The following is a 15,094-nucleotide window of genomic DNA, read 5'->3' as shown; positions in this document are numbered from 1 at the left end:
GTTGTCGTAATCGAACAATCCGATCACGACAACGACAACGACAACGACCAGGACAGCGTACCCGGGATCTCGGTCACCACATCAGTTCTGATCGCACCCCGCGCCGCATCGCCGACGCCGGCCAGCCGTTTCAGGCGTGCTGGCAGAACACCTCACGCATCATGCCGATGAGGCGCAGCGTGCGGGCGTCGCCCACCCGGTAGAAGACCCGGTTGGCGTCCTTGCGCGACGCCAGGATGCCCTTGTCGCGCAGGATCGCAAGGTGCTGGGAGATGTTGCTCTGGGAGGTGCCGACGTGGTCGACGATGTCCTGGACGCTGACCTCCTGCTCACCCAGGGTGCAGAGGATCTTCAGGCGCAGTGGGTGGGACATGGCCTTGAGCGAGCGGGAGGCGCGCTCGATGTCCTCGTCGTCCGCGAAGAGACTCATCGCGTCGGGTCCTTCACCGGGGTCGTTCAACACCGGTTGAGGCGCTTGACTCACGGGGCTGACCGTCGCGTGCGTGCTGGATAAATTTTTCACAATACGATAATAAGCTTTTTTTCGGTCCTTGCGAAGTGCCGGGATGCGGGCGCCGCCCGCGCCGCCCGCGGGCTCGGACTATACTTGCGGCCGGTCTAGGCCCCGCGGCCCCCCGCACCCATTTAGAATGCTCGGCATCCTGGCCGCTAACCCCGTGCCACACCCCCTTCACCCGGTATCCAGACCCGCAAGACTATGCCCACACCCATCTATCACAGACTCCTGACCTGGATCGGCATCGTCGGCGCGGCCACGGCCTGCGTGGGCGCCGCCCTGGCGGAGCCGCCGGCGGGTGCTGCCCCCGCGGCGGTGCCCGCACCAGTGGTCGCACCCGCCCCAGCGGAGGTGCCCGCCCCCGTGGCTGAACCCACCCCCGCCCCCGCGTCGGCCGACGCCTTGCCCCTCGACGACCTGCGCACCTTCGCCGAGGTCTACGAGCGCATCAAGGCCGATTATGTCGAGGGCGTGAAGGACAAAACCCTGCTGGAGAGCGCCATCCGCGGTATGCTCTCGGGGCTCGATCCGCACTCGTCCTACCTGGACAAGGACGAGTACCGGGAGATCCAGGTGGGTACCACCGGCGAGTTCGGCGGCCTCGGCATCGAGGTCGGGATCGACGACGGGTTCGTAAAGATCATCTCCCCGATCGACGACACCCCGGCCCAGCGCGCCGGGCTCCAGGCCGGGGACCTGATCACCCGCATCGATGACAAGCCGGTCAAGGGTCTCGCCCTCAACGAGGCGGTCAACCTGATGCGCGGCAAGCCAGGCACCGAGATCCGCCTCACCATCATGCGCGGCAGCGAGGGCCGATCCCTGGAGGTGAAGGTGCAGCGCGACATCATCCATGTGGCGAGCGTCAAGAGCCGCACCCTGGAACCGGGCTTCGGCTATCTGCGCCTGAGCCAGTTCCAGGCGCGTACCACCGAGGACATGCGCACCGCGATCGAGGCCTTGAAGAAGGAAAACAAGGGCGAGATCAAGGGCCTGATCCTGGACCTTCGCAACAACCCCGGGGGGGTGCTGAACGCGGCGGTGGGGGTGAGCGACGCCTTTATCACCGACGGGTTGATCGTGTATACCCAGGGTCGGCAGCCGGACTCCAAGCTCCAGTTCAAGGCCGGCCCGGACGACGTGCTCGGCGGCGCCCCCCTGGTGGTGCTGGTCAACGGGGGCAGCGCCTCGGCCTCGGAGATCGTGGCCGGCGCACTGCAGGACCACAAGCGGGCCCTGATCATGGGGACCCAGACCTTCGGCAAGGGGTCCGTCCAGACCATCGTCCCGATCGACGATACCACCGCGCTCAAGCTGACCACCGCACGCTATTACACGCCCTCCGGGCGCTCCATCCAGGCCCAGGGTATAGCCCCGGATGTCGTGCTGGAGCGCGGGGAATTCAAACCCAGAGAGGAGCCGGAGGTCGGGTCGGTGAAGGAGTCGGACCTGCGGCGCCACCTCGACTCCCCGCCGGCGCCCGACGAGGCGAAGGCCGACGACAAGAAAAAGACCCTGGCGGCCGAAGACCTCCAGCTTGCCGAGGCCCTGAACGTGCTCAAGGGCTTGACGATCCTGGGCCGCGCCAAGGGCGACGGCAGTGCCCGCTGACCACTCCCCGACCGGTTTGACGACAGGAGCTTTCCCATGCCAAAGGCATTGATTCTACTCGCCCAGGGTTGCGAGGAACTGGAGGCGGTCACAGTCATCGACCTGCTGCGGCGCGCCGCCATCGAGGTGGTGACCGCCGGGCTTGCGGATGGCGCGGTGACCGCCAGCCGCGGTACCGTGCTGGTGCCCGACAGTACCCTGGAGGTCGAGCAGAGGCAGACCTTCGACCTGGTGGTGTTGCCCGGCGGCCTGCCGGGCGCCCGCCACCTCGAAGAGGACCCGCGGGTCCTGGCCCTGCTCCAGCGCCAGGCTGCCGCCGGGCGCCTCGTCGCGGCCATCTGTGCCGCCCCCAAGGTCCTGGCCGTGGCGGGTCTGCTCGACGGCAAGCGGGCGACGGCCTACCCCGGGAGCCTCACCGTCGCCGATTTTCCCCAGTTGACCCTGGTCGCTGACCCGGTGGTGGTCGACGGGTCGATCGTGACGTCGCGCGGCCCGGGTACCGCCATGGACTTCGCCCTGTGCCTGATCGAACTGCTGATGGGTGAGGGCTGCCGCCGGGACGTCGAGTCGCAGCTAGTGCGCGCCCCATGATGCCGCCAGTCCCAGCGCGCGTAGCGCCCGGTGAGTCATGCGCAACATGAGCCCACCCTCATGACCCTGGACCTGCCGGGGCTGGCCGTGCTCCCCGTCGCCTTGTTCCTGAGCGCGGTCGCGGCGCGCTGGCTGGCGGGCCGTCCGCCCGGGACCGGTGCCCTGCTTGACCACCCCAACGCGCGTTCCCTGCACCAGGTCCCGGTCCCGCGCAGCGGCGGTCTGGCGGTCCTCCTCGGCCTGCTGGCGGCGCTGGCCCTGGGCTGGGGCGGCGGGGCGGTCCCGCCCGCGCTCTGGTGGATCGCCGCGGCCGCGCTCCCGGTCGCGGTAGTGTCACTGTTCGACGACTTCGGCCATGTGTCGCGGCGGCTGCGGCTCGCGGTCCATGTCGGTGCGGCCCTGATCCTGCTGGCGGGCGGGTGCGCCTGGGACTCCCTGACCCTGCCCGGACTCGACTGGCCCTTGCCGGCGGCGCTCGGCGGCCTGCTCTCGGTGCTGTACGTGGTCTGGATGGTGAATCTGTACAACTTCATGGACGGGATGGACGGCTTTGCCGGCGGTATGGCCCTGTTCGGCTTCGGCGCCCTTGCCGTCCTGGGTTGGCGCGCCGGTGATCCGGCCTTCGCCCTGGCCGCGGCCGCCGTGGTTGCCGCCGCGGCGGGTTTCCTCCTCAGCAACTTCCCCCCGGCCCGGATCTTCCTGGGGGATCTGGGCTCCTCCACCCTTGGCCTGCTGGCCGCGGGGTTTTCGCTCTGGGGTGCTTCCGCGCGGCTCTTTCCACTGTGGGTCGCCTGGCTCGCCTTTTCCCCCTTCATCGTCGATGCCACCTGGACCCTGGCCCGGCGCCTCGCCCGCGGCGAGCGGGTCTGGGAGGCCCACCGCAGCCACCACTACCAGCGCCTGGTGCTCGCCGGCTGGGGCCACCGCACGACGGTACTGCGCGCCTACGCCCTGATGGCGGCCGTTGCCGCCGGCGCGGTCGCGGCGCCGGGGTTGGCGCCGCCGCAGCAATGGCAACTGTTGCTGGCCTGGGCGATCATCTACGCACTGATCCACCTGCGCGTGCGCCTGGCCGAGCGCCAGGGGTCCCCACAGTGAGGATGAAGTGAGGATGCGTCCGCTGTTCGACCGCCTGCGCTCCCGGACCGCGGCCATGGTGCATGACCTGCTGATGGTGCCCCTTGCCTGGTTTCTCGCCTATTGGCTGCGCTTCAACCTGGGGACCATCCCGCCCGACTTTCTCCAGGGGGCGTTGGCCGCCCTGCCCTGGGTCATCCTGATCCAGGGGTCGGTCTATTGGGTGCTGGGCCTCTATCGCGGGGTCTGGCGTTTCGCCTCGCTGCCGGACCTGGTGCGGATCACCAATGCCGCCCTGGCCGGCACGGCCCTGGTGCTGGTGGCCCTCTTCGTGATCAACCGCTCCTATCTGATCCCGCGCTCGGTGCCGGTGCTGTTCTTCGGGCTCCAGGTCGTCCTGCTCTCCGGTCCGCGCCTCTTCTACCGCTGGTTCAAGGACCACCGGCTCAATCTGCGCTCAGGCCAGCGGGTGCTGATCGTGGGTGCCAATCGGGCCGGGGAGAATCTCGCCCGCGACATCCTGCGCGACCCCGCGCACGCCTATTTTCCTGCCGGTTTCGTCGACGACAAGCCGCGGCGCCAGGGCGGCGCGGTCCACGGCGTGCCGATCCTGGGCGGGAGCGCCGATATCCCGCGCCTGGTTGCCGCGCGCGACATCGACCTGGTGCTGCTCGCGGTCCCGACCGCCGGGGCGCGGGAGATGCAGGCCCTGGTGGGGCTCTGCGAACAGGCTGGCAAGCCCTTTCGGACCGTGCCCCAACTCGGCAATCTGATGACCGGTCAGGTGAGCATCAGCCAACTGCGCCCGGTCTCCATCGAGGACCTGCTCGGGCGCGACCCCATCACGCTGGACTGGGAGGGCATCCGCGCCGGTCTCGCCGGGCGGGCGATCCTGGTGACGGGGGCCGGGGGCTCGATCGGTTCCGAACTGGTGCGCCAGATCGCCGGCGCGGGGCCCGCGCGCCTGATCCTCGTGGACCACGGCGAGTTCAATCTGTACCAGATCGAGCTGGAACTGCGCGAGGGCCACCCGGGACTCGACTTCTCGCGCTATCTGCTCGACGTGACCGATACGGCGGCCGTCACCAGCCTGTTCCAGGCGCAGCTTCCCCACATTGTCTTCCACGCCGCGGCCTACAAGCATGTGCCGATGTTGGAGGACCAGTTGCGGGCGGCGGTGCGCAACAACGTCATCGGCACCTCGGTGGTCGCCGAGGCCGCCTGTGCCTGGGGTTGCGAGCGCTTCGTCCTGATCTCCACCGACAAGGCGGTCAATCCGGCCAACGTCATGGGGGCGACCAAGCGCGCCGCCGAGGCCCTGTGTCAGACGCTTGACCGCCAACGCGGCACGCGCGGGGTCGGGACCCGCTTCATCACCGTGCGCTTCGGCAACGTTTTGGGGTCCGCGGGCAGCGTGGTGCCGCTGTTCCGGCGCCAGATCGAACGCGGCGGTCCGGTGACCGTGACCCACCCGGAGATCGAACGCTTCTTCATGACCATCCCCGAGGCCTGCCAGTTGATCATGCAGGCGGCGGTGATCGGCGACGGCGGCGAGGTCTTCGTGCTCGACATGGGCGAGCCGGTGAAGATCCGTTATCTGGCTGAGCAGATGATCCGGCTCTCCGGGCGCGAGCCCGGCCGGGAGGTCCCGATCCAGTACGTGGGGTTGCGTCCCGGGGAGAAGCTCTTCGAGGAACTGTTCTACGCCTCCGAGGACCTGATCCCCACCAGCCACCCCAAGATCCGCGTCGCCCGGGGTGTCCATGCCGTGCTCGCCGACCGTCTCGGGGTCGGTGGCGACTGGCTGGCCGAACTGCGCCGCGCCTGCGAGGACCGCCCGCCCGCGCAGTTACGAGACCTGCTGCGGCGCCTGATCCCGGATTGGCGCGATGAATCGGACGCCGCGGCAAGCGTCGCGCCGCGCCTCGAAGCAGCGGTGGCGCCGGCCGCCGTACACAGTGTCGAGGGAGCCCCCTGATGCGCGACGAGACCCTGTTCGAGGACTTCCCGGCCATCGCCGGCACCCGCGATGATCGGGACCCCGGCTTGCCGGACCCAGTTGAGTTGGACCCGCCGCCATTCGACGGACCGTCGGGCGCCGCGGCGCCCCCCGCCGCGACCCTCGATGCGGGCCCTGATGCGAGCGCCGATGAAACCAAGGACCTGGCCGACCATCCGGGCGCGGCCGAACGCCCGCCGGAGGCCCGGATCGTGGCGGCCCTGCACGGGCGCGGCAAGCTCACCCCCGGCGACCTGGCGCGCGCACGGCGCCTGGCCGACGACGGCGGCGAGCCCCTGCTGCGGATGCTGGTGCGCCTGGGCCTGGTCTCGGAGCGGGACATGGCCCAGGCCGCGAGCGAGGTCCTGGGCCTGCCCCTGGCCGACTCCTCGCAGTTCCCCTCCGAACCCGTCGCCGAGGGCGTCTTCAGCCTGCGCTTCTTAAAAGACGCCCGGGTGCTGCCCATCGCCGAGGACGACGAGCACTTGCGCGTCGCCGTGGCGGACGCCGTGGACCCCTATGTGCTGGCCGCGGTCGCCATGGCGGCCGGCAAGCGGGTGGAGGGGGTCATCGGCCTGCCCTCCGAGATCGAGCTCGCGCTCGCCCGGCTCTACGAGAAGCAGGCGGAGCCCGATCCGGACGCCGAGGCCGACTACGGCGACTTCGACGACGAGGACATCGAGCACCTGAAGGACCTGGCCAGCGAGGCCCCGGTGATCCGCATGGTCAACCATCTGATTCAGAAGGCTGTGGAGTCGCGCGCCTCCGACATCCACATCGAGCCCTTCGCCGATGAGCTCAAGGTCCGCTATCGCATCGACGGCATCCTAAAGGAGGTCGACGCCCCCCCGGTGCGCTCCACCGCGGCGGTGATCTCGCGCGTCAAGATCATGGCCAAGCTCAATATCGCCGAGCGCCGCCTGCCCCAGGACGGGCGCATCCCGGTGCGCGTCCAGGGCCGGGAGTTGGACCTGCGCGTCTCCACTGTGCCGACCATGTTCGGTGAGAGCGTGGTCATGCGCTTGCTGGATAAGGAGAGCGTGCGTTTCGACTTCGACGCCCTGGGCTTCGACGGCTCCCCGCGCCAACGCCTGATCGAGATCCTGGAGCAGCCCTACGGTATCCTGCTGGTCACGGGCCCCACCGGCTCCGGCAAGAGCACCACCCTCTACACCGCGCTGTCCCGGCTCAACACCCAGGAGCGCAAGATCATCACGGTTGAGGACCCGGTGGAGTACCAACTCCCCGGCATCAACCAGATCCAGGTCAAGTCCGCCATCGGCATGACCTTCGCCGGGGCCCTGCGCGCCATCGTGCGCCAGGACCCGGACATCATCATGGTCGGTGAGATGCGCGACCTGGAGACCGCCCGCATCGCCGTGCAATCCGCCCTCACCGGCCATGTGGTCCTGTCCACCCTGCACACCAACGACGCCGCGAGCGGCGTGACGCGCCTCTTGGACATGGGGGTCGAGGACTATCTCCTGACCTCCACCATCAACGGCATCCTGGGCCAGCGCCTGGTGCGCAGCCTCTGTCCCCACTGCCGTGAGCCCTACGACGCGCTGCCCGAACTGGCCGCCCGCTTCACCCGCTTCCAGCCGCAGGGTCCCGGCCCCATCAGGCTCTATCGCCCCGGCGGCTGCGAACTGTGCAACGGCAGCGGCTATCGCGGCCGGCTGGTCATCTCCGAGGTCCTGCTGATGACCGACCCCATCCGCAAGCTGGTGCTGAGCCACGCCACCGCCTCCGCGATCCAGCGCGTAGCCATGGACGAAGGGATGGCCACGATGTACGAGGACGGCCTGCGCAAGGCCATGGACGGGCGCACGACGGTGGAGGAGGTCTTGCGGGTGGCCGAAGACGATTAGTAACGGATCAATCATGCCGAAATACTTCTACAAGGCCGTCAAGCTCGACGGCGAGGCGGTAGAGGGCGAGTTGGAGGCGGCCGACGAACACGCCGTCATCAGCGCCCTCCAGGCCCAAGGCCTGCTGCCGCTGGAAACCCGCTCCGCCGGTGGCCTGCGCGCGCGCCTGGGCCGCACCCGACGCCGCCGCCTGAACCAGAAAGAGATCGGCATCCTGACCCGGGAGCTCGCCACCCTGATCGAGGCCGGTCTGACCTTGGACCGCTCGCTGCAGGTCTTGATCGAACTGACCCCGGAGGGCCACCTGGTGCGGGTCCTGTCCGACCTGCAAGACCGGGTGCGCGGCGGCGCCACCTTCTCCAGCGCCCTGGAGGCCCAAGAGGGCCAGTTCCCGCGCCTCTATATCAACATGGTCAAGGCAGGTGAGGCCGGCGGCGCCCTGGATCAGGTCCTGGATCGCCTGGCCGACTATCTGGAGCGGACCGCGGAGCTGCGCCAGACCGTCACCTCCGCCCTGGTCTACCCCTCGATCCTGCTCTTTGTCGCCTTCACCTCGGTGATCCTGCTGCTGGTCTTCGTGGTGCCCCAGTTCACCGCCCTGTTCGAGGACATGGGCGCGGCCCTGCCGCTGTCGACCCGGATCGTCGTGGGCGCCGGCGACCTCTTCCGCAACTACTGGTGGGCCATGCTCGCCGCCGTGGCCCTGATCGCCCTGGTCCTGGAGCGCTGGATGCAGGACGAGCAGGTCCGCGACCGCCTGGACCACCGCATCCTCGGCCTGCCGCTCTTCGGCGACCTGATCTGGAAGATGGAAACCGCGCGCCTCGCCCACACCCTCGCCACCCTGCTCAAGAACGGCCTGCCGCTCTTGAGCGCCCTGACGCTGGCCAAGGAGGTGGTCAGCAACCGCAAGATCTCCCATCTCCTGGACGAGGCGGGTGAGGACCTCAAACACGGCCGCGGCCTCGCCGGCCCCCTGGTCCGCCTCAAGGCCCTGCCGGATCTCGCGCTGCAGATGATCCGCGTCGGCGAGGAATCCGGCGCACTCGACGCCATGCTCGCCAAGGTCGCCAACATCTATGACCGGGAGACCCGCAACAGCGTGCAGTCCATGCTGACGCTCCTGGAGCCGGTGCTCATCATCGGCCTGGGCGTGGTGGTCGCCGGCATCATCATCTCGATTCTGATGGCGATTTTGGGGGCGAATGAGTTGGTGGGGTGAGGCCGTAGCGCCGCTCCGCGTCGCCCCTTGGCCGCAATGATGATCCGGGCCCTCACCGCACCGGAGCCCGGCCCGGCCGCACTGGCGCCCGCCCCGGTTTCCGGCCTATGATTCAGCCAGTTCCGAACCCTGGAGACCTGCCATGGCGCTTGCGAGCCCGGTCGAGGGCACCGCGTTCCGGATGGACGGGCTGCCGCCGAAGGAGGCCCTGCCGACCCAGTACGACCTGCCGAGCGAGGACCCGGAGGAACCCGGCGTGCCCGACGAATTCCACATCTTCCAGCCGCAACTCCTGCGGGAGACCTTCAGGCTCGCCGCCTGCGAGCCGGATCAGGTCTTCATCGGGACAGACATCAACCTCTACTACGACCCGCACCACCCCCTCTGGCACAAGCGTCCGGACTGGCTCGCGGTGCTCGGCAAACCGCCCGCGACCCGCCAGGAGGAACTGCGCCTGAGCTATGTCGTGTGGCAGGAGGAGCTGGTTCCCTACGTGGTGGTCGAGCTCCTGTCCCCCGGGACCGAGGATGAGGACCTCGGCCGGCGCCTGTCGGACCTAGACAAAACCCCGGGCAAGTGGGCCGTCTACGAGCGCATCCTCAAGATCCCCTATTACATTCTCTACAGCCGCTACACCGGCCGCCTCCAGGCCTTCGGCCGGGTCTCCGCCAGCTATCGCCCGATCCTGCTCCAGGAGGGCCGGCTCTGGCTCCCCGAGGCCGGGATCGGACTCGGGGTCTGGGAGGGTGCCTACGCCGGCTGCACCGGACGCTGGCTGCGCTGGCTGGACGGCGAGGGGCACATAGAACCCGGCGGGGGTGCGGGTCAGGAAGGCCTGGCGCGCCGGGTCGCGGTGCAGGATGTAGTACTCGGGAACGCCCCGGGCCGCGTATTCGGCCTTCTTGGTCAGGGTGTCCCGCTCGATCCCGCGGCGTTCGTGGTCCGACAGGGCCTCGACACAGCGTGTAGGATGGGCCGAGCGTAGCGATGCCCATCATCCGCCGCCGCGGTATCCGGATGGCCATCGCTGTGCTCTGTCCACCCTACGGCGTTCGCGCGACCACATCGGTGCAGATCGCACCTGGCAGGGGGTTGGCGGTCGACAGGCCGCCCGGGGTGGCTTAGCATGAGTGATACCTAGCCATCGACCACGAGGGTGCAGCGGATGGAAGCCTATAAACTCAGTACCATCGCCGACCTGCTGGAGAGCCCTGAGGAGCGCGTCGAGTTGATCGGCGGCGAGATCGTCCGCCGACCCATGGCGCGGGCCGAGCACGGTGTCGTGCAAGGCAATGCCAGAGAAGAACTCGGCCCCTTCAGCCGCAAGTCCGGCCCCGGCGGTTGGTGGATCATCACCGAGGTCAGCGTCAACTATGAGCTCCATCAGTGTCCCTGTCATGACCTGGCCGGCTGGCGCAAGGAGCGTATGCCCGAGCGCCCGCACGGTGTCATCGAGCTGACGCCCGACTGGGTGTGCGAGATCCTCTCCCCCGGGCACGAGCGCAAGGACACCCTGACGATTTTTCTGCTCCTGCAACGCCATCGTGTGCCCTTCTACTGGCTCATCTGGCCCGAGGACCGCACGCTTGTCGCCTATCGGCTCGACGGTGAACACTATCGGGTCATCGCGACCCTTTCCGAGCCCGTGCGGGCGCGTATCCCGCCCTTCGATGAGATCGAGTTGGACCTGGCGTATCTCTTGGGCGAGTGAGTCGGCGAGCGGCGCAACAGGCCCGCCCGCGCCTACTGACCTCGGCGGAGAACACCGTGCCCACACAAGAACACAATGGGGTCCTGACATGACAGCAATTTCCGTCACGGCTCGAGTCACATCGAATCATTTGCTGCAACGCACTCGCAATCCTGGGTGATCCTGACCGGACCTTCATTGTCAGCGATTACCTGCGGCTCGAGACCCTGCCAAATCCGAGCTTTTACCATAACGACCCGGAGATCAATTTTCTCGCAGGCTATTTCGATGCCGCAGCCGAGTCCGTTGCGTCCGCTCCGGCGTTGACTTGGCAGGCAATTGCACTAGCGACAAAGTACGATTTGACTCCGGTCGACGCATTGCAGGTTAGTGCAGCTATTACCGCAGCGGTCGACGAACTGGTGACGCTTGAGAACCATCGAAGCCGGTGGTGCAGCTCACCGAGTTGAGGGTCATCTCCATCTGCCGCGATCCAGTGCGCGGCGGCTGATCGCCGACTTCAATAGTGGTTCTCTGTCTTGTTCCAGTGCACTATGGGGAATCGGCGGACGAATCGGGGAACAGGCGACGTTTAACCAATTTGAGCCCGGCCCCTTTTCCCACGCGGCCCCTTTTCCCACGCCTTTTCCCACATCTGCATATTTCGTAAACTTTCTTGGCAGGACCGAATCTGCGAGACGTACCGTCTGGCGCCGGAGCGGGAGGCCGCGGGAATCAAGACAATCTCTATTGACGAAATGAAAGGAATACAGGCACTTGAGCGTATAGCGCCGACGCAGCCGATGACCGCGGGGCGGGTCGAGCGCCGCGAGTTCGAGTATAAGCGCCACGGCACCCATACCCTGATTGCCGGGTTCAACGTCGCGACCGGCAAGGTGACTCGGCAACTCGGCCAGAAGCGAACCGAAGACGATTTCGCGCGTTTTATAAGATCAACAAATTCATCGACTACTTCAATGAGACGATGGCCAAGCCTTTCCGCTGGACATACCAGGGCAAGACGCTGGCAGCCTAGTCGGAAGTGGTCCGAGCGACTCCATCGCGAGGTACTAGTGTACTCGACTGAATCCAGTCTAGTACCCAAGCATCCCGGTGCCCGACCCATGGTTACCACCCCCCGCCGCCAAGACGGCACCCCCTCCAACTGGGACCGCTACCTGGATCTCCTGATCCAGCGCGGCGTGCCGGAGAAGATGCGCCCCTGGTACGTGCGCCGGGTCGAGGCGTTCCTGAAGGCGTTGCGGCCGGAGTCCCTGTCCCGGCTGACGGCCGAGCAGGTGGGCTACCTCCAAGAGGTGTCGAGCCAAGGGCAACTCGCTGACTGGCAGTTTCGCCAAACGGTCGACGCTTTGCAATTGCTGTTAGTGGATCTAAGTCAAGCCCCGGTCGGAAAGGGTATCGATTGGGACTGGTGGAAGGCCGGCGGCAAGACGTTGGCGCCGGACCATCCGACCCTTGGGAAGTCGCAGGCGCCGGGGGCGGGGCCGCGGTTCGCCGGCGCGGCGGTGGCCTTCCCGCTCCTGGAGACCCTGGCGCGGACGATCCGGGCGATGCAGTATTCGATCCGGACCGAGCAGGCCTATGTGGATTGGTGTCACCGGTTCCTGATGTTCTGCCGGGATGAGCCGACCGAGACCCTCGGGGTGGAGGACGTGCAGCGGTTCCTGACGCATCTGGCGGTGGACCGTTCGGTGTCGGCCAAGACGCAGGGCCTGGCCTATAGCGCGGTGGCCTTCCTGTTCAAGCAGGTATTGGAGCGGCCCTTGGAGGACGTCCGGTTCTCCCGGCCCAGGCGGCAGCAGCGGTTGCCGGTGGTGTTGACGCGGGAGGAGGTGCGGCGGTTGTGCGAGGCGATGGACGGGACCTTCGGTCACATGGCGCGCCTGATGTACGGGACCGGGATGCGGTTGATGGAGTGCGTGCGCCTGCGGGCGGCGGATGTGGACTTTGGGAATCGCTCGATCGTGGTGCGCAACGGTAAGGGCGGGAAGGATCGGATCGTTCCCCTGCCGAAGCGGGTCAACAGCCATGCGTTGCGGCATTCGTTCGCGACCCATCTGCTGGAGGCGGGCTACGATATCCGCACGGTGCAGGAACTGCTGGGACATGCGGACGTGTCGACGACGATGATCTATACCCATGTGCTCAATCGGCCGGGGGTGGTGCCGGTGCGTAGTCCGGTGGATGCGTGGTAGGGGCGGGGGCTGGGCGCGCGCGGGACGGCCGCGGGATGCTGAACTTCAATGATGTCCAAAGCGCTGACCGCTGAAGATATTCTTCCGATCGTCGCGTGCCTGACGCCGCGCGAGCGCGGGCGTCTGCTGCGGCTGATTACCGCGCGGCCGGGTGCGGATGCTGCTGTGTATCGGTCGGTGCCGCCCGCCCGCGATGAGTTTGCGACTGATGAGGAGCCGCTGGCCTGGGACGCGCAGCGCTGGGAGAACTTCGGGTGAGGCGCGGGGAGATCCGTTGGTACAGCTTCCGGCCCCCGGATAAGCGGCGGCCGGTGATGATTCTGACTCGTAATGAGGTCGTCAACCAACTGAACGAAATCATCGTGGTGTCGGCGCCGCGAACGATAGGGTAAGTGGCTAACGGATCGAGGGGTCGTTCGGCGTCATACGCTTAAGCCGGAGGGGAACTTTCGGGATTACTTACTGCCCTGGCTTTTGACGGTGGCACCTTAAACGTTGGGGACGGGGTGAATACCCCGTCCCGCCTGGTACGCCGGGGTGCCCTTTCGAGTCGGAGTCAAAACGGTAGATACAGGACTTGTCCGTCGAGATCTGGTGTATCAAGGCATTGGATGTCCAGGTTTTCGTCAGCGAGCAGGCGCAACATCGGTCGTTTTCTCCCGTTGCGCGATGCGGGCACGTACCTGATCCGGCGGTGATCGCAGTGCCGCTTCATGCCGGGCGCGGGCGGAGGACTGGCGCTGACGGTGCATGTAATCCTGTACCTCTTGCCGATGGCTGAGGTAGTAGGTCAGGGTTGCGTAGACGGTGTGGAGGTCTAAGACATCGAAGCGCAGGGCGATTTCTTCTGCCGATGCGCCCTGCTCGAAGAGGCCGATGACGCTCTCTAAGGTGGCCCGGGTCTGACCGATGCGGATGACGCCGTGGGCGTCTTCCTGTAAGGGCGGGAGTTCACTTTTCAGGGCAAGTTGCATGGTGGTGTTTCCAGCGTCAGAGTGGGCGGTCTCGTCGTATTTTTCGTTGCCAGGCGACGGGATCATCGATCTTGCTGAAGGTGCCGAGTTTTCGCAGTCGTCTCAAGGTATCGAGCAGGGTTTCCGGGGCCGGTGGGGCGGCACTCATGCTCAAAGGTTCATCTACCACGAGCAAGAGGCGTCGGCGTCCCGGTGTCAACCAAGCGGGCAAGGGTGACAGCAATTTGATACTGCCGTCGGGGTTGATCTCCACGTCAGTCTCAAGTGTTTTCATGGTGATGGCCTTGAGGGGATTGATTGAAGGAGCGCTGGTCTCGATTATCGTTCCGGCCGCAAGAAGACAGGAGGTCGAGGCTTCAGCCGGCCGACATCACAGATCCGCGGCGCTGGTCCGGCTAAAGCCTCGACCTCCGGTGCGGACTGCCGGGCGGCGGCCGGAACGCTGATCAAGGCCGACGCCCGGGTCCGCGCGGCAGACCTTAGCCATAGACAAAAACCAGAGCGACGGCCTACCGGCCGTCGCTGCGCACCTCGAAGACGCAGGTGGGGTTGCCCATCGCCTGGCACTGGACCTCGACGACGCGGACCTCGGGGTCGACCAGTTCCCGGAAGAGGCGCTCGAAGGTGGCGCCGTAGAAGTCGCACAGGGGCAGCGGGGAGCGGGTGTCGCGACAGACGCGGGAGCCGTCGAGGATGAAGCGGGTGGGGCGGCCGGACTGGGTGCTGAAGCGGGCGCCGCCGGCGAAGGTCCAGGCGTTCTTCTCGATGGCCCTGAGCAGGACCCGGGCGGCGAGTGCGCGCGGCAGGAGTTTGAGCAGGCGTTGCACCGGGCGGGGGATGCGGTTGGCGAGCAGGTAGTCGCCGGTGCGCCGCCCGGCGTCGGCGCCGATCTGGCGCGCCTGTTTGATGCCGAGAATGTCACGCAGGGCCTGGTGCAGCGCGGTGACCTCGCGTTCGTCCACCATTTCGGTGGGCGGGGTTTCAAGGTAGTGGGCGAGTCCGGCCTGCGCGAAGATGCGCGGCGTGGCCGCGGCATCCGGGCCGGCGCCCAAGGCCTCGATGACGCGCAGGATGGCGTTGGGTCCGATCCGGGCGGGTTGGTCCGGGCCCCCGGCGGTCTGGTGGTGTGGCTCGTTGGCGCCCATGGGCTGGTCCTGGTTAAAGTAAGGAACGGTTCACGAATAAATCAGGAAATGCTCGTCGCGTCGTTGTCGTTGTCGTAATCGAGATTATCGTGGCCTCGATCAGCATCCCGGCCACTGGGAGCGCCGCACCCCAGTGCGGCGCGATCTCGCTGGCGACCGCTGCGTTGCGTGCTGCGGGCAG

Annotated in this window: 14 protein-coding genes; 10 read left to right on the top strand and 4 right to left on the bottom strand. The window is 67.1% G+C overall.

From position 1 onward, the window contains the following. Positions 1-130: 130 nt before the first annotated feature. The gene (locus QZY48_RS13345; RefSeq protein WP_295431356.1) at positions 131-430 is read right to left on the bottom strand and encodes a metalloregulator ArsR/SmtB family transcription factor; all 300 of its coding nucleotides are present in this window, start codon (positions 428-430) and stop codon (positions 131-133) included. A gap of 288 nt (positions 431-718) precedes the next feature. Between QZY48_RS13345 and QZY48_RS13340 the strand changes: the two genes are divergently transcribed. The 10 genes from QZY48_RS13340 to QZY48_RS13290 all read left to right on the top strand — a co-directional run bounded on the left by QZY48_RS13340 (position 719) and on the right by QZY48_RS13290 (position 13,052). After that, on the top strand, positions 719-2,128 hold the full coding sequence (locus QZY48_RS13340; RefSeq protein ID WP_295431352.1) for a S41 family peptidase: 1,410 nt from the start codon (positions 719-721) through the stop codon (positions 2,126-2,128). A 36-nt stretch (positions 2,129-2,164) separates the two neighbouring features. Then, positions 2,165-2,719 (top strand): DJ-1 family glyoxalase III, encoded by a 555-nt coding sequence (locus QZY48_RS13335; protein WP_295431350.1) that lies wholly within the window; start codon positions 2,165-2,167, stop codon positions 2,717-2,719. A 60-nt stretch (positions 2,720-2,779) separates the two neighbouring features. Beyond that, positions 2,780-3,817: a glycosyl transferase gene (locus QZY48_RS13330; RefSeq protein WP_295431348.1), complete on the top strand. Its 1,038-nt coding sequence runs from the start codon at positions 2,780-2,782 to the stop codon at positions 3,815-3,817. Positions 3,818-3,830: 13 nt separating this feature from the next. Next, positions 3,831-5,774 (top strand): nucleoside-diphosphate sugar epimerase/dehydratase, encoded by a 1,944-nt coding sequence (locus tag QZY48_RS13325; RefSeq protein WP_295431354.1) that lies wholly within the window; start codon positions 3,831-3,833, stop codon positions 5,772-5,774. After that, a complete protein-coding gene (gspE, locus tag QZY48_RS13320; RefSeq protein WP_295431346.1) occupies positions 5,774-7,666 on the top strand; it encodes a type II secretion system ATPase GspE in 1,893 nt (630 codons plus the stop codon). Before QZY48_RS13325 ends, gspE begins: the two co-directional genes overlap by 1 nt. 13 nt (positions 7,667-7,679) lie before the next feature. Then, a complete protein-coding gene (locus QZY48_RS13315; protein WP_295431344.1) occupies positions 7,680-8,888 on the top strand; it encodes a type II secretion system F family protein in 1,209 nt (402 codons plus the stop codon). Positions 8,889-9,030: 142 nt separating this feature from the next. After that, positions 9,031-9,873, top strand: a complete 843-nt coding sequence (locus QZY48_RS13310) for a Uma2 family endonuclease (RefSeq protein WP_295431342.1) — start codon at positions 9,031-9,033, stop codon at positions 9,871-9,873. Positions 9,874-10,053: 180 nt separating this feature from the next. Continuing rightward, positions 10,054-10,599, top strand: a complete 546-nt coding sequence (locus tag QZY48_RS13305) for a Uma2 family endonuclease (protein WP_295431340.1) — start codon at positions 10,054-10,056, stop codon at positions 10,597-10,599. A gap of 1,103 nt (positions 10,600-11,702) precedes the next feature. Continuing rightward, on the top strand, positions 11,703-12,794 hold the full coding sequence (locus QZY48_RS13295; RefSeq protein WP_295431338.1) for a tyrosine-type recombinase/integrase: 1,092 nt from the start codon (positions 11,703-11,705) through the stop codon (positions 12,792-12,794). Positions 12,795-12,845: 51 nt separating this feature from the next. Next, positions 12,846-13,052 (top strand): hypothetical protein, encoded by a 207-nt coding sequence (locus QZY48_RS13290; RefSeq protein WP_295431336.1) that lies wholly within the window; start codon positions 12,846-12,848, stop codon positions 13,050-13,052. Positions 13,053-13,420: 368 nt separating this feature from the next. On the opposite strand, the gene QZY48_RS13285 is transcribed toward QZY48_RS13290, so the two are convergent. The 3 genes from QZY48_RS13285 to bchJ form a co-directional block, all read right to left on the bottom strand. Then, a complete protein-coding gene (locus QZY48_RS13285; RefSeq protein WP_295431334.1) occupies positions 13,421-13,768 on the bottom strand; it encodes a DUF433 domain-containing protein in 348 nt (115 codons plus the stop codon). Between the two features lie 16 nt (positions 13,769-13,784). Next, positions 13,785-14,042: a hypothetical protein gene (locus QZY48_RS13280; RefSeq protein ID WP_295431333.1), complete on the bottom strand. Its 258-nt coding sequence runs from the start codon at positions 14,040-14,042 to the stop codon at positions 13,785-13,787. Positions 14,043-14,277: 235 nt separating this feature from the next. After that, positions 14,278-14,913 (bottom strand): bacteriochlorophyll 4-vinyl reductase, encoded by a 636-nt coding sequence (gene bchJ, locus QZY48_RS13275; protein ID WP_295431332.1) that lies wholly within the window; start codon positions 14,911-14,913, stop codon positions 14,278-14,280. Between the last annotated feature and the right edge of the window lie 181 nt (positions 14,914-15,094).

Origin of the sequence: uncultured Thiodictyon sp., from assembly GCF_903828115.1 — a bacterium.
Taxonomy (GTDB): Bacteria; Pseudomonadota; Gammaproteobacteria; order Chromatiales; family Chromatiaceae; genus Thiodictyon.
The sequence above is the reverse complement of the archived record's forward strand: the minus strand, read 5'-3'. Positions and strand labels throughout refer to the sequence as shown.